The organism is Acidovorax sp. GW821-FHT11A03 (assembly GCF_058809075.1).
This window is the reverse complement of sequence record NZ_JBXASG010000005.1, coordinates 229,507-249,014: the sequence shown is the minus strand read 5'-3', so window position 1 is coordinate 249,014 and position 19,508 is coordinate 229,507. Positions and strand designations below refer to the sequence as shown.

General features: G+C 71.1%; 19 protein-coding genes. 3 read left to right on the top strand and 16 right to left on the bottom strand.

The genetic code is table 11. From position 1 onward, the window contains the following. Positions 1 to 31 precede the first annotated feature (31 nt). Positions 32 to 796, bottom strand: a complete 765-nt coding sequence (locus tag AC1RVY_RS14370; RefSeq protein WP_492806923.1) for an alpha/beta fold hydrolase — start codon at positions 794 to 796, stop codon at positions 32 to 34. Between the two features lie 12 nt (positions 797 to 808). After that, a complete protein-coding gene (locus AC1RVY_RS14365) occupies positions 809 to 1,819 on the bottom strand; it encodes a M14 family zinc carboxypeptidase (RefSeq protein WP_218339722.1) in 1,011 nt (336 codons plus the stop codon). A gap of 189 nt (positions 1,820 to 2,008) precedes the next feature. Here AC1RVY_RS14365 and AC1RVY_RS14360 point away from each other — a divergent pair, with 189 nt between their 5' ends. The 3 genes from AC1RVY_RS14360 to AC1RVY_RS14350 all read left to right on the top strand — a co-directional run bounded on the left by AC1RVY_RS14360 (position 2,009) and on the right by AC1RVY_RS14350 (position 2,987). Next, entirely contained in the window at positions 2,009 to 2,140 is a 132-nt protein-coding gene (locus tag AC1RVY_RS14360) for a hypothetical protein (protein WP_255591040.1), read from the top strand. Further along, entirely contained in the window at positions 2,109 to 2,273 is a 165-nt protein-coding gene (locus AC1RVY_RS14355) for a hypothetical protein (protein WP_218296109.1), read from the top strand. The genes AC1RVY_RS14360 and AC1RVY_RS14355 overlap by 32 nt, the downstream gene beginning before the upstream one ends. A 219-nt stretch (positions 2,274 to 2,492) precedes the next feature. Next, a complete protein-coding gene (locus tag AC1RVY_RS14350; protein WP_492806922.1) occupies positions 2,493 to 2,987 on the top strand; it encodes an HU family DNA-binding protein in 495 nt (164 codons plus the stop codon). A 92-nt stretch (positions 2,988 to 3,079) separates the two neighbouring features. Here AC1RVY_RS14350 and AC1RVY_RS14345 read toward each other — a convergent pair whose 3' ends face one another. From AC1RVY_RS14345 to AC1RVY_RS14280, 14 genes are all read right to left on the bottom strand, one after another. After that, positions 3,080 to 3,553, bottom strand: coding sequence for a transcriptional repressor (locus tag AC1RVY_RS14345; RefSeq protein ID WP_218382013.1), 474 nt, complete (start codon positions 3,551 to 3,553; stop codon positions 3,080 to 3,082). Beyond that, a complete protein-coding gene (locus AC1RVY_RS14340; protein ID WP_492806921.1) occupies positions 3,550 to 4,938 on the bottom strand; it encodes an efflux transporter outer membrane subunit in 1,389 nt (462 codons plus the stop codon). The genes AC1RVY_RS14345 and AC1RVY_RS14340 overlap by 4 nt, the downstream gene beginning before the upstream one ends. Positions 4,939 to 4,994: 56 nt before the next feature. Beyond that, complete coding sequence (locus tag AC1RVY_RS14335; protein ID WP_492807110.1) at positions 4,995 to 6,962, bottom strand: MacB family efflux pump subunit; 1,968 nt, start codon at positions 6,960 to 6,962, stop codon at positions 4,995 to 4,997. Between the two features lie 59 nt (positions 6,963 to 7,021). Next, a complete protein-coding gene (locus AC1RVY_RS14330; protein ID WP_492244584.1) occupies positions 7,022 to 8,317 on the bottom strand; it encodes an efflux RND transporter periplasmic adaptor subunit in 1,296 nt (431 codons plus the stop codon). Further along, positions 8,317 to 8,949 carry a hypothetical protein gene (locus tag AC1RVY_RS14325; protein WP_255593409.1) on the bottom strand — a complete coding sequence of 211 codons (633 nt, stop codon included), beginning with the start codon at positions 8,947 to 8,949 and terminating at the stop codon, positions 8,317 to 8,319. Before AC1RVY_RS14325 ends, AC1RVY_RS14330 begins: the two co-directional genes overlap by 1 nt. A gap of 162 nt (positions 8,950 to 9,111) precedes the next feature. Further along, positions 9,112 to 9,474 carry a DUF3325 domain-containing protein gene (locus AC1RVY_RS14320; protein ID WP_492806920.1) on the bottom strand — a complete coding sequence of 121 codons (363 nt, stop codon included), beginning with the start codon at positions 9,472 to 9,474 and terminating at the stop codon, positions 9,112 to 9,114. Continuing rightward, on the bottom strand, positions 9,471 to 9,782 hold the full coding sequence (locus AC1RVY_RS14315) for a DUF3649 domain-containing protein (RefSeq protein ID WP_218339727.1): 312 nt from the start codon (positions 9,780 to 9,782) through the stop codon (positions 9,471 to 9,473). Before AC1RVY_RS14315 ends, AC1RVY_RS14320 begins: the two co-directional genes overlap by 4 nt. A gap of 6 nt (positions 9,783 to 9,788) precedes the next feature. Next, positions 9,789 to 10,439 carry a nickel uptake transporter family protein gene (locus AC1RVY_RS14310; protein ID WP_492806919.1) on the bottom strand — a complete coding sequence of 217 codons (651 nt, stop codon included), beginning with the start codon at positions 10,437 to 10,439 and terminating at the stop codon, positions 9,789 to 9,791. A 70-nt stretch (positions 10,440 to 10,509) separates the two neighbouring features. Beyond that, a complete protein-coding gene (locus tag AC1RVY_RS14305) occupies positions 10,510 to 12,132 on the bottom strand; it encodes a PepSY-associated TM helix domain-containing protein (RefSeq protein ID WP_492806918.1) in 1,623 nt (540 codons plus the stop codon). 157 nt (positions 12,133 to 12,289) lie between these two features. Beyond that, positions 12,290 to 14,746: a TonB-dependent siderophore receptor gene (locus tag AC1RVY_RS14300; RefSeq protein WP_492806917.1), complete on the bottom strand. Its 2,457-nt coding sequence runs from the start codon at positions 14,744 to 14,746 to the stop codon at positions 12,290 to 12,292. Positions 14,747 to 14,952: 206 nt separating this feature from the next. After that, positions 14,953 to 16,011: a FecR family protein gene (locus tag AC1RVY_RS14295; RefSeq protein WP_492806916.1), complete on the bottom strand. Its 1,059-nt coding sequence runs from the start codon at positions 16,009 to 16,011 to the stop codon at positions 14,953 to 14,955. Beyond that, entirely contained in the window at positions 16,008 to 16,520 is a 513-nt protein-coding gene (locus tag AC1RVY_RS14290) for an RNA polymerase sigma factor (RefSeq protein WP_492806915.1), read from the bottom strand. Before AC1RVY_RS14290 ends, AC1RVY_RS14295 begins: the two co-directional genes overlap by 4 nt. A gap of 145 nt (positions 16,521 to 16,665) precedes the next feature. Beyond that, complete coding sequence (locus AC1RVY_RS14285; protein ID WP_492806914.1) at positions 16,666 to 18,465, bottom strand: feruloyl-CoA synthase; 1,800 nt, start codon at positions 18,463 to 18,465, stop codon at positions 16,666 to 16,668. 59 nt (positions 18,466 to 18,524) lie between these two features. After that, positions 18,525 to 19,475, bottom strand: coding sequence for a 3-hydroxyacyl-CoA dehydrogenase NAD-binding domain-containing protein (locus AC1RVY_RS14280; protein ID WP_492806913.1), 951 nt, complete (start codon positions 19,473 to 19,475; stop codon positions 18,525 to 18,527). Between the last annotated feature and the right edge of the window lie 33 nt (positions 19,476 to 19,508).

Here is a 19,508-nt window from a genome sequence, read left to right as displayed (position 1 = left end):
ATGCAGGCCGCGCCCGCCAGGGCGGCCCGCGTCAGCGCGCCCCGTCGATTTCCGCCAGCCAGTCCTGGACCTGCCGGATGACCCAGCGCGGATCGTCCAGCGGCAGATCGTGCCCTGCGCGGGGGTGCAGCACCACGGGCACCCGCCACGCGCTGGCCACGGCCTGCGAGCACTGGCTGCGCACCAGGCCGTCCCCGTGGCTCGCCAGCAGCAGGATGCGCGCCACGGGCCCCACCCGGGGCGCACGGTAGCGGGCCGCCGCCACCAGCTGGCGCAGCGCATTGGCGGCCCGCACCGGGCGGCGCGCGCGCACGGCGGCCCAGTCCCGCACCACCTGCTGGCGCTCAGGCGCGCTGTTGCTGGTCAGGCGCAAGACCACCTGCTCGATCTGTTGCGGCGCGCCGCCCCACAGCGCCAGGCGCAGCAGCGCCGCGTAGTTGCGCGGCCGCAGGCGGTGATAGAAGGGGCTGAAAGGGCGAAAGCTCGTGTTGATCAGCACGCAGCCCGCCACCTCCGCGGGGGCCACCCGCGCCCATTCGGTCGCCACCATGGCTCCCAGCGACACGGCCAGCAGGTGGTAGGGCGGCGCGATGCCGCTCCCGGCCAGCGCCTCGCGGCATGCCCGCACCATGGCGGGCACCGACAGCGGCGAAGGCTGGCGGTGGAGCTGGCCGTTGCCGGGCAGGTCGAGCGGCTGCACCCGGTCCCGGGGCAAGGCACGCTCGAAATCCGCCAGGAAGTCCCCCCAGTGGGCGGACTCCCGCGCCAGGCCCCTGAGCAAGATCCACTGGCGCATGGGCGCAGGCCTTCAGTACCACGCGGCCAGGGCATCCGCCCTGCGCTGCGCGCGCTGCCCCGGTGCGGGCACCCAGCGCCCGTGGCTGCAGGCCGCGCGGGCCAGGAAATCGAGCAGCGACAGATGGCGCCGCAGCACGCGCTGCTGCCGGTGGTCGATGAGCGGGTTGAAGATGCCGTTGCGCGAGAACAGCTGGCGCGGGTTCTTCTTGATCCACAGCCAGGAGCCCATCTCCAGCGTCAGCGGCAGGAACGTGTGCGCGGGCACGTCGCGGCAGGCCTGCAGGTACAGGTGGTCCCACAGGTCGCCGTGCGCCAGGTACTGCGCGCTCTGCGGCTCGATGACGTACGGGTGGTGGCTGTGGGCCTGCAGGAAGATCTCCTGCAGCGCGTGCAGCTCGGCCAGGTGCGCGATGGGCTTGCGCGTGTGGGCAAACGGGAACCACAGGCGGTCCCGGGCGCCAAATCCCGAATGGCAGTCGATGGCGATGCTGAAAGGCCGCGCCAGCAGCTCCTCGGACGCCACCTCGCACAGGGCCTGGCTTTCCGGCTCCATGGCATCGCCCGCGCGCCCCCGGTACCAGGGAAGCCCCGCGCTCACCCGCTGCCCGCCGATCCACGGCGGTACCCGGTCGGTGGCGTCCACCGGCGCGTTGCGCATCAGGTCCACGCCGCGCGGATTGGCGCGCGTGGCGGCCCACATGCCGCCCGGATTGACGATGGGCATGAAGACCATGCGCATGTGCTCGAGCTGGCGGTGCAGCGTGGTGTCCCACTGCAGCCGCATCACCACGTTCTGCAGGTAGGCCAGGACCACCTCGGCGCCGATGCGCTCCAGGCCATGCACGCCACCGAAGAACCCGACCGCCGGAACGTCCGGCGCCGGATTGCCCAGACCAATGGCATGGATCGGAAAGCAGTGGCCCGAGGCCGTCTGCACCTGCCGCACCACCCGCACCTGCAAGTGGGACGCACCGAGTTCGATGATCTTTTCGAGCGCCAGCAACTCGGGCAGCGTGTTCATGGTGGGTGGCAAGGGTGGCGCGAAACCGGGCGACAGGGCGACAGTGCAACGAAGAGCGAGCATATGCCCGGCCCGCAGGCACCGGCAACGCCATCGCGCGCCCTGTATGAATTCAGCGAAACGACGCGGAACTGTCACACAAGCACGTTAACTTGCCCGCAGACAACCTGTTCAAAGAGGCACACGATCATGCTCTGGAGATGGCTCGGACTGCAGCGGCTGCTGGATGAACTCTTCGATGCCCCCGGCTGGCCGAGCTTCGACCTGCCCCGCACCGATGGATGGGCGCATGAAGACGCAGCAGCCACGGCGCAGGACTGAAGTGCGCCGCCTGGCCGTGCTGTGCGGCACCCTCGGCTGCGCGCTGGCCTGGGGCCTGGTGGAGCTGCTGGCGCTCCAGCGCCAGCGCTACCACCAGTGGCGCCAGCGCCACCAGACGCCGGCACACCGCTGACTGCGGCCCGCGGCAGCGCCCGCACGCGGCGGCGGCGGGCATGCGGCCGGCCCCACTGGCACCGCTTCGGGCATGCCTTTCACCCGCTGTTTCAGAAGCCTCTGGCGCAGGCGGGTCTTCACATTTGCGGGGTGTGCCGCAGTCGCACCTAAAATTGCGCACCTTCCCTTCAATGGGGGGAGGCACACTGCAACTCTGAAGCAAAGAAGAATCATCATCATGGCAACTGCAAAGAAAACCCCAGCGCCCGCAAAGAAGACCGTCAAGGCGGCAGCTCCAGCTGCAGCGAAGAAGGCAGCACCCGCCGCCAAGAAGGCAGCGGCACCCGCGAAGAAAGCCGCCCCTCCAGCAGCGAAGAAGGCCGCCGCCCCCGTGGCCAAGCCGGTCGCCGTGGGCATCAAGCCGATCAAGACGGCCTTCAACAAGACCACGCTGATCGCCCACCTGGCCGAGCAGGCTGGCGTGGAACCCAAGGCCACCAAGGCCGTGCTGGCCGCGCTGGAAGCGACCATCCTGGGCTCCGTGCACAAGAAGGGTTCCGGCGAATTCACGCTGCCCGGCCTCATGAAGATCGGCCTGCAGCAGATTCCCGCCAAGAAGAAGCGCTTCGGCAAGGACCCTTTCACCGGTGAAGAGCGCTGGTTCCCCGCCAAGCCCGCCGCGGTGAAGATCAAGACCCGCGCGCTGAAGAAGCTCAAGGACGCAACGGCCTGATAAATCAGCCCGCGCTCCCCAGCGACAAGGACCAGATGCCTCCGGGCGTCTGGTCCTTTTTCTTTGGGCGGCTCAATTGCGCTCCGGTGGACTCAGTTGGGCTGGCAGTGCCCCGTGGCGCCGTCGCAGCCCAGGCAGTCCACCTGCAGCACCAGGCCCGCCACCAGCGGCCGCAGGCCCACCTCGGCGGCGCGCAGCTCCAGCTCGTTGCGCAGCTGTGCGCCGGGCAGCGTGGCTGAGCGCTCGCACCGGCGGCAGGCCATGCGCACGTCAGCCGACGGCGGCGGCGCATGGGGCCGCAGGCGGTACACGGTGTGGCGCCGGTCGCTGCGGTCGTGCAGCAGCACGCCCAGGGTCTGCAGCTCATGGATGATGCGGTACACCGTGCTGGTGCTCACGTGCGTACCGCGCAGCAGCATCTGGTGAAACGCCTCGTCCGCACCGATGCCCGCGCTGCCCGCGGAGTGGATCACCTGCAGCACGCCGATGCGCGCCGTGGTGGGGCGCAGGCCCGCAGTGCGCAAGCGCTGCAGCATGGTCACCGGCTCGTCGGTGGCTGCCCTCATGGCTGCACCACGGTGGCCATGGCGGCCACGCGGTGCGCGACAGCGTCAACATCGGGCTGCCAGCCACCGCCCAGTGCGCGGTACAGAGCCACCTGCGCCTGCCACTCGGCCTGGTGCAGCTGGGCCGCCATGTCCTGCGCGGCATACAGGGTGCGCTGTGCATCCAGCAGCGTGAGCAGCGTCTCGGCCCCGGCGCGGTAGCGCGACTGCGCCAGCATGGCCGCCCGCTGCGCCTGCTGCACCACCTGCGCCTGCGCGGTGCGCTGGGCCTGCGTGCCCGCCACCGCCTGCAGGGCTTGTTCCACATCGCTCACGGCCTCCACGATGCTGGCGCGGTACTGCGCCAGCAGTTCGGCCTGCCGCGCCTGGGCCGCATCGCGGTCGGCGGCCAGGCGCCCGCCGTTGAAGATGGGTGCCGCCAACGCGGCGGCCAGGCTGTAGAGCGGGTTGTCGAACACGCGGGGCAGGTTGCTGCCCCCGGTGCCCAGGCTGGCGCTCAGGCTGATGCGCGGCAGCAGCGCCGCGCGGGCTGCGGCCACGTCGGCGTGGGCGGCCTGAAGCCGCGCCTCGGCCCGCGCAATGTCAGGCCGCCGCACCAGCAGGTCGGCGGGCGATCCGGCAGCGGGCGCCAGCGCCTGCGTGGCGGGCAGCGCGCTGGCCTGCACCACCGGCCACGGCGCCTGGCCCAGCAGCGCGGCCAGCGCCGTGTGCGCGCCCGACACCTGCTGGCGCCGTGCCTCCAGCGCCTGCCGCTGCGTGGCCACCAGGCCGCGCTGCTGCGCCAGCTCCAGCTGCGTGGCGGCCCCGGCGCGCGCGCGCGACTCGACCACGGCCAGCACGCGCTCGGCGCTGTGCAGGTTCAGTTCGGCAATCTCCAGGCGCTCGCGCCCGCCCACCAGTTGCAGCCATGCCTGCGCCACCGCCGCCGTCAGCGTGATCTGCACCGCGCCGCGGTCGTGCACGCTGGCCGTGCGCAGGGCCTGGGCACTGGCGCGCTCGGCACCCAGGCGGCCCCAGGCATCGAGCTCGTAGCTGGCGACGAGTGCGGCGCCGATCTGGTTGCCGGCCACCTCGGCCTGCCCGCCGGCACGGGCCTGGCGGCGGGCGTCGAGCGTGCCGGTCACGGCGGGCAGCAGGCTGGCGCCAGCGGCCCGCGCCACGGCATCGGCCTGCTGCACCCGCGCGATGGCGGCGGCGAGGTCCGGGCTCTGCGCGTGGGCGGCGCGGATGAGCGCGTCGAGCTCTGCGACGCCAAGCGCAGAGACATCCGTCGCCACCCCCTGAGCGGGCGGCACCGGGCTGGTCCAGTGCACGGGCAAGGCGGGTGCGGCAACGGCATCTTCAGGCAGCGGCTGCACCGCGGCGCAGCCACTGAGAAGCAGCACACCAGCGGCAAGACAGGACACAGAGGCAATACAAGTGCGCATACCAACCATCACAATCATTCAGAGGCCAGGGCCACCACGGGGTCGAGCCCGGCGGCGCGGCGGGCGGGCATGTAGCCGAACACCAGGCCCGTGGCCACGGCGCAGGCAAAGGCACCGCCCATGGCGGTGAGCGAGAAGATCACGGGCACGCCCGACACGATGAGCACCGCGCCTACGGCCAGGCCGATGGCCAGGCCCGCCGCGCCGCCCACCAGCGTGACGAGCACGGCCTCGGTGAGGAACTGGCGCAGGATGTCGCCCTGCCGCGCGCCGGTGGCCATGCGGATGCCGATCTCGCGCGTGCGCTCGCGCACCGTCATCAGCATCACGTTCATCACGCCGATGCCGCCCACCACCAGCGACACGGCCGCGATCAGGCCCAGCATCATGGTCATGGCGTTGCGCGTCTGCGCCTCGGCCTGCAGCTTGGCCGCCGCGTTGCCGATGCGAAAGTCCTCGCGCCCGTGGCGCGACAGCAGCAAGGCGTGCATGGCCTTCTCGGCCGCCTGCACCTGCTCCACCGACGCGGCAGCGACCACGGTGTAGTCGGGCTGGGTCTGCACGCGGTACACGCGGGCGCGGCCCGACTGGTACGGAATGAACACCATGTCGTCGTAGTTCTGCGCGCCCGAGTCGGCGCCGCGCTCGGCCATCACGCCGATCACCTCGAACGGCGCGTTGCCGATCAGCAGGTGGCGGCCCAACGGGTTCGGATGGTCCGGAAAGAACTGCGCGCTGGCCTTGTGCCCCAGCACCACCAGCGGCGCCAGGTCGCGGTCTTCGGCGGCGGTGTAGTAGCGGCCCTGGGCCACCTTCCAGTGGTGCACGCGGGGCATGTCCTCGCTGGCGGCGAACACGTAGATCTGCCGCTCGACGTTGCCATGGCGCACGGGGATGGGGTCGCCGATGACGGGCATCACGTGGCCGATCTCGGGCAGGCGGGCGATGGCCTCCAGGTCCTCTGCGGTGATCTCGCCCTGCGGCCCGCCCTCGCGCGGGTGGCTGGCGCCCAGGTACATGATGGTGGTGCCCATGGAGCCCATCTGCTCCACCACGCGCTGCTTGGCGCCCTCGCCCACCCCCATCATCACGATGACCGACGCCACGCCGATCACGATGCCCAGCAGCGTGAGCCCGGTGCGTGCGCGGTTGATGCGCATGCCGCGCCAGGCCGAGCGGGCGGCCTCGGCCAACTCGGCCCAGAAGGCGCGTCCGGAATTTTTGCTACTATTTTTATAGCTTCTTGCGCTTGCTGGTTGCGCGGTAGAGGCATTTTTTTCTTCTAACGTGCCTGCCACGGCCGCACCGCTGTCCGCCACGATCTCGCCGTCGCGGATCTCGATCACGCGGCGCGCCAGGGCGGCCACTTCGCGGTCGTGGGTGATGAGCACGATGGTGTGGCCCGCGTCGGCCAGCTCGTGCAGCAGCGCCATCACCTCGGCGCCGCTGTGGGTGTCCAGCGCGCCGGTGGGCTCGTCGGCCAGGATGATGCGGCCGCCGTTCATCAGCGCCCGGGCAATCGACACGCGCTGCTGCTGCCCGCCCGACAGCTGCGTGGGCCGGTGGTGCAGCTTGTCGGCCAGGCCCAGGCGCGACAGCAGTGCGGCTGCGCGGCGGGTGCGCTCCTCGCGCGGGGTGCCGGCGTAGATGGCGGGCACCTCGACGTTCTCGCACGCCGACTCGGCGCGGATCAGGTGGTAGCCCTGAAAGACGAAGCCGAAGGCCTCGCGCCGCAGCCAGGCCAGCTGGTCGGCGTCGAAGCCCGCCACGTCTTCGCCCTGGAAGCGGTAGCTGCCGCTGCTGGGCTTGTCCAGGCAGCCGAGCAGGTTCATCAGCGTGGACTTGCCCGAGCCCGACGCGCCCACGATGGCGACGAACTCGCCCGCGTGGATGGACAGCGAGATGCCACGCAGCACCTCCACCTCGGGCTGCTCGCCACCGCCGTAGCGGCGGCGCACGCCGCGCAGCTCGATCAGCGGCACACCCGGGGCGTCATGCAAGACGCCGTGCAGGGTGTCGTGTTGGATGCCGGCGCCTGCGGTCACAGCTTGAACCTTTGCGGTCCGCTGCGCGCAGGGCGCTCGCCGGTCACCAGCTGCTCGCCCTCTTGCAGGCCCGAGCGCACCTCGGCCAGGTGGCGGCTTTTCACGGCGACGACGACGGCGCGCTGCTCCACCACGCCATCGGCGCGCAGCACGCGGGCGCTGTGGGTGGCTGCGGCGGCCTTCGCGCCAGCGCCGGCACCAGCGCTGTCACCGTCACCCTCCGCATCAGATGCCTTGCCACCCGCCGCCTTGGCGCCGGCCGGGCTGGCAGGGATTGCCAGGGCCGACAGCGGCACGGCGATCACGCCCTGCGCCTGCGCGGTGACGAAGCTGGTCTGCGCGGTCATCTGCGGCATCAGCTCGCCGTCGGCGTTGTCCACATCGAACAGCACGGTGTACGACACGGCCTTGCTCGCGGCGGCCTGCGCGTTGGCGCCGCCCGCAGCCTTGGCCTCGGGCGTGGGCGGCGCGGGCAGCACCTGGCGCACGGTGCTGCGCCAGCGGCGCGCGGCGGCGTCGGCCTGCCCGCCCAGCGTGGTGAAGTACACCGGCAGGCCGGCCCGCACGCGGCGGATGTCGGCCTCGGAGACTTCGGTCCACACCGTCATGGTCGACAGGTCGGCCACGCGCAGGATGTTGGGCGTCTGGTAGGTGGCGTTCAGGGTCTGGCCCTCGCGCGCTTCCAGCGCCACCACGGTGCCGGCCATGGGCGCGTAGATGCGGGTGTAACCCAGGCGCGCCTCATCGGCCTTCAGGCTCGCCTGGGTCTGGTCGATCTGCGCCTTGAGGTGGTCGATGCGCGCCGCCGCCGATGCCAGCGCGGCCTCGGCCGTCTGCAAATCTTCGAGGCGCGTGGCGCCTTCGCGCTCCATCTGCTGCTGGCGGGCCTGCTGCTGCTGGGCCAGGCGGTACTGGGCCTGCTGCTCGGCCAGCTGCGCCCGCAGGCCGGCGAGTGCGGCGCGCGCGCCGTCCACGGTGGCCTGCTGCACGCTGGGGTCTATCTCGACCAGCAGCTGGCCCTTCTTGACCTCGGTGCCGGGCTGCACGTGCAGGCGCGTTATCTGCCCCGACACCTGCGCGCCCACGTCCACATAGCGGCGCGGCTGCAGCGTGCCGATGGCGCTGACCGTGGCCTCGATGTCGCCGCGCGCCACGGGCACGGTGTCGTAGACCATGGCGGGCTGCCGCGTCCACCACCAGGCGCCGGCGGCGATGGCACCCGCCAGCACCACCAGGGCGCCCACGCTCAGGGTTGTGCGTGCGGTGCGTGTATTGGGTGGGGTCGGGGCCATCAGCGGGGCACCTCGAAGCTGAGCGTGGCGGTGTGGCGCACGTCGTCGTATTTCTTGCCGTCCACGGTGACGGAGCCATTGACCTTGGCGCTCACCTCCAGCACGTAGAGGCCGGGGAACGGCGTCTCCAGCTGCACCGTGCCGTCGGCCGCCGGGGCCAGCGTGCGGCGCCAGCCTGCGCTGGTGTCCACGTTCACCTGCGACGCTGCCACGGTCTGCCCCTTCCACACCAGCTTGAAGGTGTTGCCGCCGGGCGTGGTGGGCACCAGCTCCAGGTCGTTGGTGGCGCGGGTCTCGCTGCGGCCGGCGCGGGCCTGGTAGTAGGTGACCGCGCCGTGGCCGGTGACGTGCAAGGTGCTCAGGCGCAGATCGTCCCCGCCCGGTGCGGTGATGTCGATGTGGCCGGCCTGCGGCGCCACGGGCAGGTCCTTGCCGTCGGCCAGGTAGGCGCGTGGGGCCTGGAGGGGCGGCAGCGCCGCGCTGCGGCGGGGCAGCTCGCCGGCGTAGGCGCGGGCCTGGGCCCCGTCGCGCTGCAGCCACACGTAGTCGGCATGGGCGTGGCCCGCCCAGGCGCAGGCGGCCAGCGCAAGGATGGCACCGGCGGCGGAAGGTGAGGCAAAGAGTGAAGACATGGCTGGGTCGAAAAACGAAGATGAAAAAAACGCAGGCCGCCAACGGCGCAGGCTGCAGGCCCGCGCGCTGCACCTGCTGTCTATGACCAACGAGACGGAAAAAAGGGCACGCTGTTCGGGACTTTTTTTGCCAACGCCCCCCAAAAGCGGCGCCGCCGGTGCCTACAGCCCGGCAGCGGACCCCACAAGGCACACGCCCGCCACCAGCACCGTGGCCGCCGACACCCGCACCGCCAGTTGCGGCGCGTAGGTCAGCAGCACACCCACCAGCAGGCCGCCCGCCGTGAGAAGGCCGCACCAGGCGGTCAGCCCCACGGTGGCGCCCCAGGCCCCGATGCAGGCGGCCAGGGCCAGCGCCAGCAGCAGGCTGCCCGCCCAGCGCAGCACCCGGCGCCGCGTGCGCGGCACCTCGCTGCGGCCGGTGACCTGTTCGTGGTGGCGGTCCATGGCCAGTGCCAGGCCCGCCATGCCGCTGAACGACAGCGTGAGCGCGGCCAGCGGTGCCGCCCAGAGCGTCGCCGTCATGCGCCCGCCTTCAGCGCCCAGAGCGCAGCGGCCAGCACGGCCGACGGCACGGCGATCCCGGCCCAGGCGCGCAGCGCGCTGCGTGCGCTGAAGGCCCAGATCACCGCCGCCGCATACACCGCAAAGCTGAGCAGGGTGGCCGTGAGCAGCGCGCTGGCGCGGCTGGTGTCCGACACGCGGGGCAGCCCCACGGCCAGCACCGCGGTGAACAGCGACGCCAGCGCATAGCCGCCCAGGGCCGCCGCCAGGGCGCGGCTGGCCACCATGCAGCGGTAGCGCGCGGCAGAGCCTGCGTGTGCGGTGGCCATGGCGGCTTACTGCGCGACGAAGGTCAGCGTGGTGGTGTAGCCCAGCTTGACCACCTTCTGGCCGGCAATGACCACATCGCCCACGGCAGGTGCCTCGTGGGTGCTGACGAGCACGTAGCGGCCCTTGCCGTTCACCGGCACGTCGACGCGGCCAGAGCCATCGGTCTTGAAGCCCTTGGTCCACTTGTCGGGCGTGATCACCGTGACGGTCTTGTTCGCCACGGGCTGGCCCTTGAACACCAGCGTGAAGGTGTTGCCACCCGCCGTGACGGGCACCAGTTCGTAGTCGAGCACGGCCTGCGTCTCGCTGCGGCCGGCGCGCGCGTTGAACACGGCGGCCTGGAAACTGCCGTCCTTGGCCTTCCAGGGCTTCCAGACCTGGTCGTTGGACAGGCGCACGTCGCCGGCAGCGGCCACGTCGGCCTCCAGGAATTCCTCCTTGGCGGTGAGCTTGGCCGTCTGCTGGCGGTCGGTGGTGAAGACCTGGGTGGTGGCGGCCAGCTTGGCCACTTCGGCGCCCTTGTCGTGCTCGCTGTCGGCATCGCCCACGTACACACGCACCGGGCCGGTGGCATCACGCTCCAGCCACAGCTGGTGGGCAGCGGCAGACAGGGCGATGCCGGACAGGGCGACGGCGAGCAGGGTTTTCTTGAACATGGAGACTCCTTTGAAAATCGAGAAGAAGAAAAGGAAGAAAGAGAAATCGGGGAAGAAGCACTGCGGCACGCTAGAGGGCGGCACCGGCGACCACGGCCCCACGGGCGCGCGCGGGCTCCGCCGCAGCGCGCTGCCGGCGATGCACGCGGCGTGCAGCGACCGCAAGGCACGCGCCCAGCGCCAGCATGGTGAGGTCGAACCCGGCGAGCACCCAGTCGCCCGCAGGCAGAGTGACGCCCAGGTGGCGGTCGGTGGTCAGCGCATTGATCAGGGGCAGCAGCGCGAAGGCGGCGGCGGCCAGCCACAGCGATTCGAGCCACGCGCGCAGCGGCGTGCGCAAGGCCGGGTACAGCAGCAGCACGCCCCAGGTGATGAAGAGCACGTGCGCCTCCCACTCGCGGCGGGTGGCGAAGTCCGCCGGGATCAGGCGGTTGGCCCAGAAGTACGCGGCCACGGCCACGGGCAGGCCGGCCACGGTGCCGATGTTCAGGCACTCCACCAGCCGAAAGCCGAACTCGGGCTTGTGGCCTGCCTTTGCCCGCTTGTCCTGTTGGGTGCGGCGCTTCGCGGTCCAGAGCACGAGGCCGGTGGCGATCATCGCGCAGCCCAAGAGGCCGCTCGCAAAGTACAGCCAGCGCAGCACGGGCCCTGCAAAGCGGCCTTCGTGCAAGGCCAGCAGGACGTCCTGCGTCTCACGGGCCGCGCCTTCGTCGGCCCTAGGCGGCAGTGGCTCACCCGTGCGGGCCTGAAAGCGCAGCCGGTCGCTGCCGGCAATCTGCCCGCCCGCCACGCGCACCAGTTGCACATCGGCATCGGCGCGCCCGGGCTGCTGCACGACCACGCGCGCCACCTGGCCCGCGCCCCACTGCGCCTCGGCCTGGGCCACCAGCGGCGCCATAGCGGTGAGCGGCTGCGCGGAAACAGTGGCATCCACAGCGGCCGGTCGCTGCAGCAGGTCGTCGTAGAACACCTGCGCATTGCCCGCATAGTGGCTGGCCGCCAGGCCCGCCGGCATGTACTGGAACAGGAAGAACACCAGCCCGCTGTAGGTGATCATCAGAAAGAACGGCAGCGCCGTCACGCTGATGATGTTGTGCGCGTCCAGCCACGAGCGCTGCCCCTTGCCCGGCCGGAAGGTGAAGAAGTCCACGAAGATCTTCTTGTGGGTGATGACCCCGGTCACCACGGCCATGAGCATCAGCATGGTGCACACGCCCACCAGGCGGATCGCCACGTCATACGGCACGTAGTGCAGCATGTAGTGCATGCGGTACAGCAGGTGGCCGCCGCCGGTCTTGCGCACCACGGGCTCGGCGGCTGCCTGGCCCGTGTCCGGGTCGAGCGTTCGGCGCACGAAGCGGCCGCGCGCGCCGGGCTTGCCGTCTGCGGGCGGCTCGCGCCAGCTCACGCTCAGTGCGCTGCTGCCGCGCTGGCCGGGCAGCTGCACCGACCAGTCCTGCGACTGTGGCGGCGCGTTGGCCTGCAGGTAGGCCTGCGCCAGCGCGACCGCCCGGTGCGGTTCCACCGCCGCGGCATCGGTCGCCAGGGGCAGCTCGGGGCGCATCCACCGGTCGATCTCGTGCGCGAAGTAGCCGGCCGTGCCCGTCACGAACACGAAGAACAGCACCCAGCCCACCACCAGCCCGACCCAGGTGTGCAGCCAGGCCATGCACTGGCGAAAGCCTTCTTTCATGGCAGATCACTCCGGTTGCAGAGATGCGATGGCATGCATCACTCCCTGCCGGTAAAACTGGCGCAACACAGGCCAGGGCTCCCGCGCAAGGGCCGCCCCGCCGCGCTGGGAGCGGCCCCCTTCCAGGGGTACGGCGTAAAGCGACTCAGGGGGTGCATCAGAACCGCACGTCCAGCGCCACCTGCAGGCTGCGCGGCGCACCGTAGTACGAGTTGCCGACCGAGGTGTAGTACACCTTGTCGAGGGCGTTGCGCAGGTTGGCCGTGACGGCCACCGTGTCGGTGATGGCGTAGCGCACCATGAGGTCGACCACCGCATACGCGGGCTGCGTGAACCGCACGCGCGCGGCGCCCTGGTTGTCGCGGTAGATCTGGTTCTGCCAGCGCAGGCCGCCCCCCACGGTCAGGCCTTTGCCGATGCCCGCAATGCGGTAGCTGGTGAACAGCTTGGCCGTGTTCTGCGGCACGTCGGTGAGCAGGCGGGTGCGCAGGCGGTCCTGCGTGAGGTTGCGCGAGAAGCCCGCCGCGACCTGCCAGCCCGGGCGCACCTCGCCCGTGGCCTCGACCTCGAAGCCGCGCGTGCTGGTGCCCGAGACGGCCTCGTAGGCCTGGCTGCCGTCCGGCGCGAACACGTTGGGAATGGCCACGCCCAGGTTGTCCTGCCGCGCCTTGTAGATGGCGCCCGAGACGTTGAGGCGGTCGTTCAGGAACGCGCCCTTCACGCCCAGCTCGAAGCTGTCGCCCGTCTGCGGGTCCATGTAGTCGCCGTTGGCCAGCCGCAGGCTCTGCGGCGTGAAGATGGTGGTGAAGCTGGTGTAGGCCGACCAGTTGCGGTCGATGTCATAGACCAGGCCCAGGTACGGGGTCACCTCGCCGCTTTCGTAGCGGTTGTTGGCGGTGTTTGCGCCAGTGGAAAAGCGGGTGCTGGTCTGCGCGCGGCTCCAGTCCACCACGCGCGCGCCGGCCAGCACGGCCAGAGCGTCCGTGGGCTTGAAGCGCACGGTGGCATAGGCGCTGTTCAGGCGTTCGTCCGAGGTGTTGCGGCCGATGCTGGGGTTGGGTGGCGCTGCGGGCGAGGTCCCGTCCCAGGTGAAGATATTGCCGATGGCGCTGCTCCAGCCCGCGTGCGTCCAGTTGGTGTACGACGGCGCGTCGTAGCTGGTGCGCGACATCTGCGCGCCGAAGGCCACGTCGTGCTTGCGGCCCAGCAGGTCGAAGCGGCCCGTGGTCTGCACGTCCAGGCTGTCCTGGCGCGGCGTGGCGCTCCAGCGGCCCGCCCACAGCGTGACACCCGCGCCCGTCGCGCGCACCGGCGCGCCGCCGCTGGCGTAGCCGATCAGCTCGTCGTAGAAGTTGTTGGTGCGGGTGGCCGTGGCCTTGACCTTCCAGTCGTCGCTGAAGCGGTGCTCCAGCGCCGCGAACACGGAGGTGTAGTGGCGCTTGGAATACGCCCAGGGCGGCGCGGCCGAGGCCGAGCGGCTCCACTGCGTGCGCGTGCCGTCGGAGTAATAGGCCGGCAGGCCGCCGCGCGCGTGGCCCGTGGCGTCGTGGTGCTGCACCGACGCGCCGGCGAACAGCTGCGTCTGCGCCGTGAGGTCGGCCTCGACCGCGCCGTAGAGCAGCTTCTTGCGCTCCTTGAGGCGGTCGATGTAGGAGTCGTTGTCCTGCGCGGCGGCCACCAGGCGGCCCCGCACGCTGCCGGACGCGTTGATGGGCCCGGCGATGTCGGCCTCGGTCCGCACATGGTTCCACGAGCCCGCCTCGGCCCGCACCGAGGCCTGGAAGTCGGCGGTGGGCCGCTTGCGGATCATGTTGATCGCAGCGCCCGGCGTGCCGATGCCGTTCATGAGGCCGGAGGCGCCGCGCACCACTTCCACGCGGTCGAACATCGCCATGTCGTTGGTCTGGAAGATGCTCGAATAGTTGGAGTCCGTCTGGCGGACGCCGTCGATCATGTAGGTATTGACCGAGAAGCCGCGCGAGTAGATGGGTGAGCTGTCCGAGCCCTGGTTGCCGCTCTGGCTGAAGACCAGCCCGGGTGTCTGCGCGACCACGTCGGACAGCTGCGTCAGGCCCTGGTCTTCCATGCGCTGGCGCGTGATGACGCTGACCGACTGGGGCGTCTCGCGCAGCGACAGACCCAGTGGCGTGGACGTGCCCGCCTGGCGCGTGGTGTAGGAGCCGCTGTGCTCGGTGAGCGCGCTGGGCTCGGCCTGGGCCTGCACCTTCACCTCGGCCAGGCTGGTCTCGCCTGCAGCACCCGCAGCACCCGATGAAGCCGCCGCAGGCGGCCTGCGCACCACGATGCTGGTGCCTTCGATCACACCCACCAGGCCCGAGCCCGCGAGCAGCCGGTCCAGCGCCTCGCGCACGGTGAGCGATCCGTTCACGGCCTGGGCCGAGCGCCCGGCCACCAGCGCGGGCTGCACCATGAGCTCCATGCGCGACTGGCGCGCCAGGTCGTTGAGCGCCTGGGCCAGCGGCTGCGCTGCAATGCTGAGCGCCACGGCGGGTTGCCCGGGGGCAGGCGCCACCTGGGCGCTGGCGCCCATGGCGGCCAGGCTGAGTGCGGCGGCCAAGGCCAACGGGGCGGGCCGGAATCGGGTGCGAGGCATGTGAGGGATCTCCCTGGAAACGGATGTTGGAATGAATATTGAATAAGACGCCTTCTCATGTAGACGCGGCCAAACACCATCCCCCTAGGTCGCCCGGCAAAAATTTTTGAAAATAAGATGCCGTGCCCTGCGTCAGGACGAGCAAGGGCCCGGCGGGCGTGCACGCCCGCCAGCAGCGGCCAGCGGGCAGCGGCTTGCCGTTGGCGCTATTGGGGATGGGCGGGGGGGTGGGGAGCGGCCACGATCTCCGTGACCGCGCCACGCTCGCGCAGCTGCACGGGCAGCACGCTGGGCAGGGACCGCATGAAGTTGTCGAGCCGCCGGGGGTCGAATGTGCCGGTCAGGCGCAGGGCCGCTACACCGGTGTCGCGCACCACCAGCTGCGTGGATCCGTACCGGGCAAATTCGGCCAGCGCCTGCGACAGGGGTGTGTCGTCGAAGCTCACGCGCCCATCGCGCCAGGGCGCGATGCCCGCGTTGGGCACGGCGGCCACCGGGCCCAGGCGGCCGGCGACGTCGCTGACGACCTGCTGGCCGGCGGTGAGTTCGATCACGTCCGGCCCGGCATCGCCCGCGCGGGCCACACGCACGCGGCCTTCCTCGACCGCCACGCGCACGCCTGCATCGCCCGGCACGCCGGGCGTGTAGCGCACGGAAAACCGGGTGCCCACCACCGTGATGCGCATCGGCCCGGCCAGCACGTCGAAGGGCCGTGCCGCATCGCCCTGCACGCGGAACACGGCCTGGCCTTCGGGCAGCACCACTTCGCGGCGTTGGCGACGGAAGGTCACATCAAGCCGGGTGTTCGTGTCCAGGCGCAAGGTGCTGCCGTCGGGCAGCTGCACTTCGGACTGCTGGCCCAGCCCGGTGGCCAGCGCCTGCTCATACACGGGCTGCTGCTGCCAATGGCGGTAGCCCAGTCCACCGGCTGCGGCCACCAGGCAGACCGACGCCAGCGTGGCGGCGCCCCGCCCCCAGCCCAGGCCACGTGGCCGGGCCCGTGGTTCAGCGCTGGCTTGGTCCTTGGCCAGGCCAGCGCGCAGTTGCCGGAGGGCTGCAGCGGGCAATGCATCCAGCGCACTCCACTCCTGCTGCCAGCGCACCAGTGCCGCCGCATGCCGGGGGTCGGCATCGCACCATGCGCGCAGCTGCCGCAGCGTGGCGGCATCCGGTGAGCCCTGGGTCCGCACGAGCCAGTCCAGCGCCTCGCGGTCGATGCGGTCGCCCGCTTCCATGGCCGACAGTTCGTGGCACTGCGCGTTCATGGCTGATCCTCCCCCCGCAAGTCGGCACGGCACGCGCGGCAGGCCACCATGGCGCGATGGATGTGCTGCTCCACCATCTTGCGCGAGATGCCCATCTGCGCGGCCACCTCGGCCTGCGAGAGCCCATCGAACTTGTGCAGGATGAACGCCTCGCGGCAACGCAGCGGCAGCGATTCGATGGTGGCGATCATCGAGGCCACGCCTTGCGCGGAGGTGAAGGCGGCTTCGGGCTCGCACCCTGCGGGTGCGGGCAATTCAGCAACGTCGGGCAGGCTGTCGTCGGCATCGGCGTGCAGCGTTCCCCGCGCCACATGGCGGCGGTGCTGGTCAATGAGCAGGTTGCGCGCTGTACGGTACAGCAGCGCGCGCGGCTGCGTGATGGCCTCGCCGCTGCGCTGCAGCGCCAGCACGCGCGCGTAGGCCTCGTGCACCAGGTCTGCCGCCGTGTCGCGGCTGCGCACCATGCGGGCAAAGTAGTTCAGCAGTTCTTGGTAATAGTGGGCAACCACGGGGCACGCAGCCTGTCATAGGGCGACCCGAACGCGGCGGGTTCGGGACCGGAACGGCTGAGGGCGCTGCGCTGGCAGGCCCGTGGCTGATAAGAATGATTCTCATATTGTAAGGATCCGGGCCCTGCCCGGTTTGTAAAGATCCTTACGCGGTGATGACCTCTTCTGCCGCCGGGCTGGCCTGCAGTCGCGCCACATCGGCCGCCCGCCGCGCCAGCACCGCGCCCTGGTTGATGTAGCCCTTGTCGGTGATCTCGCCGCTGTCCGCATCGGGCGGCTGCGCCAGCACCAGGGCGCGCGTGGGGCACTGCGATGAGCCCGCGCCAGCGTCGCGCCGGGCCCGCATCACGCGCTGCAGGGCGCTGGCAAGGCGCGCAGGGTCTGCCGCCCCCGCTGCGGAAGGGAACACCAGCATGCCGACCTCATCGTGGTTGTGGCCGGTGAGCACGATGTCCTGCACCAGCGGCGCCAGCTGCGAGATCAGCTCCACGCGCAGCGTGCCCACCGACACCCAGCTGCCGCTGGAGAGCTTGAAGTCTTCGGCCACGCGCCCGTTGAAGACCACGCCACGCTCGGGCCGCTCGGGGTCCACCAGGTAGCCGGCGTCACCGATGCGGTAGAAGCCCTCGCTGTCGAACGCGGCCGCCGTCTCGGCCGGCGCGTTGCGGTAGCCCGGAAAGACCGACACGCCCTTGACCCGCATCTCCAGCTTGCTGCCATTGGGCACGAGCTTGAGCGCCAGCCCGGGCAGCGGCGCGCCGATGCAGCCGGCCTTGTCCAGCCGCCAGTGCGCGCTGGTGACGGCGGGCGACGTCTCGGTGGAGCCCCAGGAGGTGGTCAGCCACAGCGGCTGCGCGGGCCGCACGCGCAGGGCCAGCGCTTCGAGCCGCTGCCAGGTGGACGGCGCGAGCGCCGCCGCCGCATAGAAGGCCAGCCGCATGCGCGACAGGACCTCGGCGGCCAGCTCTTCGTCCGCTTCGAGGAAGGGCAGCAGCATGTCGAAGCCGCGCGGCACGTTGAACAGCATCGTCGGCTTCACGTCGCGCAGGTTGCGCACCGTTTTCTCGATGAGCCCGGGCACGGGCCGCCCTTCGTCGATGTAGAGCGTGCCGCCGTGGCACAGCACCATGTTCAGGTTGTGATTGCCGCCGAAAGTGTGGCTCCACGGCAGCCAGTCCACCAGCACCGGTTTTTCGCGGGTCAGGAAGGGCCAGGTCTGGGCCATCATCTGCTGGTTGGCGCAGAGCATGCGGTGGGTGTTGATGACCACCTTGGGCCGCCCGGTGGAGCCCGACGTCAGCAGGTACTTGGCGTGGCCATCGGGCGCGATGGCGTCGAACGCCTGGCGGACGGCCGGCGTCTCCACCCCCTGCAGCAGCCGCGCAAAGGGCAGCGCGCCCGACACCTCGTCGGCGTGGCGGCTGAACACCTGCAGCGCGTCCGATGCGTACCCCGCCAGGGCCGGCGCGTACGCCCGGGCGTCGGACGCGTAGACCAGCGACGGCCCGAGGGCCGCGAGCATGCTGTGCAGCCGCGCCGGGTCCCTGGAGCGCGCGTAGGCGCTGGACAGCGAGCACGAGGCCAGGCCCACATGCATGGCCGCGAGCATGAGCACCGCATGGTCCACCGCGTTGTCCGACAGGATCGCCACGGGGCGGTCGGCCGGCAGCTTCAGGTCCAGCAGCGACTGCGCCAAAGCGCCCACGGCACGGCGCAACTCGCCGTACGTCAGGCGGCGCCAGTGCTCGCCCTCGTCATCGCGCTCGGCCAGGGCCGGCGCGTCGGGCGTCTCGCGCGACCAGTGCTCCAGCCACTCGCCGATGCAGCGCGCATAGTCGCCCAGCGGCACGGGGGACTGCAGCGTGATCGAGCCGTCGTCCGCACGGGTCTGGGTGGTCAATGCCAGCGCGATCTGGGTGTCGTCGTCAAGGAATCCGGGGTGCATGGCGTGGTGTCTCTCTCTCGGTGTCGTGGTGAGGCTGGTGATGGGGAGCGCCGGGCCCATCAGGTCGGCGTGTCCAGCCCGGGGGATGCGCTCTTGGCACGCAGCAGGCCGATGAGCAGGGCATCGCGCACCTGCGCCAGCTCTGCCTGGGTGCGCCCGCCGAGCGCCTGGTCCACGCCCTCGACCACGCGGCGCTGCAGTTCGGGTGTCATGCGCGGCGCGCCCAGGTCGTCCCACCAGCCTTCGATGGGGCCGCCCAGGTGGGCCAGCAGATGGGCCATGCCGCCGTCGCCACCGGACAGGTGCAGGTTCATGAAAGGGCCCATCAGCGCCCAGCGCAGGCCGGGGCCCTGGGCGATGGCGGTGTCGATGTCGGCCACGCTGGCCACGCCCTCGTTCACCAGGTGGAAGGCTTCGCGCCACAGTGCGGCCTGAAGGCGGTTGGCGATGTGGCCCTTGACTTCGCGGCGCACATGGATGGGGCGCTTGCCGATGGCGGTGTAGAAGGCCATCGCGGCGGCGATGGCCTCGGGTGACGTCTTCTCGCCCCCGCCCACCTCGACCAGCGGGATCATGTGCGGCGGGTTGAACGGGTGCCCCAGCACGATGCGTTCCGGCCGGGCGCACCGGGCCTGCATGGCCGACACCGACAGGCCCGACGAGCTGGACGCCACGATGGCGTGCGCCGGCGCGGCCGCGTCGATGCGGCGCATCAGGTCGGCCTTGAAGTCCACCCGCTCCGGCCCGTTCTCCTGCACGAAGTCCGCCTGCGCCAGCGCATCTTCCAGCCGCAGGTGAAAGCGCAGCCGCTCCAGGCTGGCACCGGGTGCCAGACCCTGCTGCTCCAGAGCGGGCCAGTGCCGGGCCACCGCATCGCGCAGCCGCTGCTCGGCGCCCTCCGCGGGGTCGGTGGCATCCACATCCAGCCCCCGCGCCAGAAAGTAGGCCGCCCAGCTCGCGCCGATGACGCCGGTCGCCACCACCGCCACACGCTTCACAGTCGAATCCATCGAAGAATTTCCTTGTGGTTATTGCAAAAATCA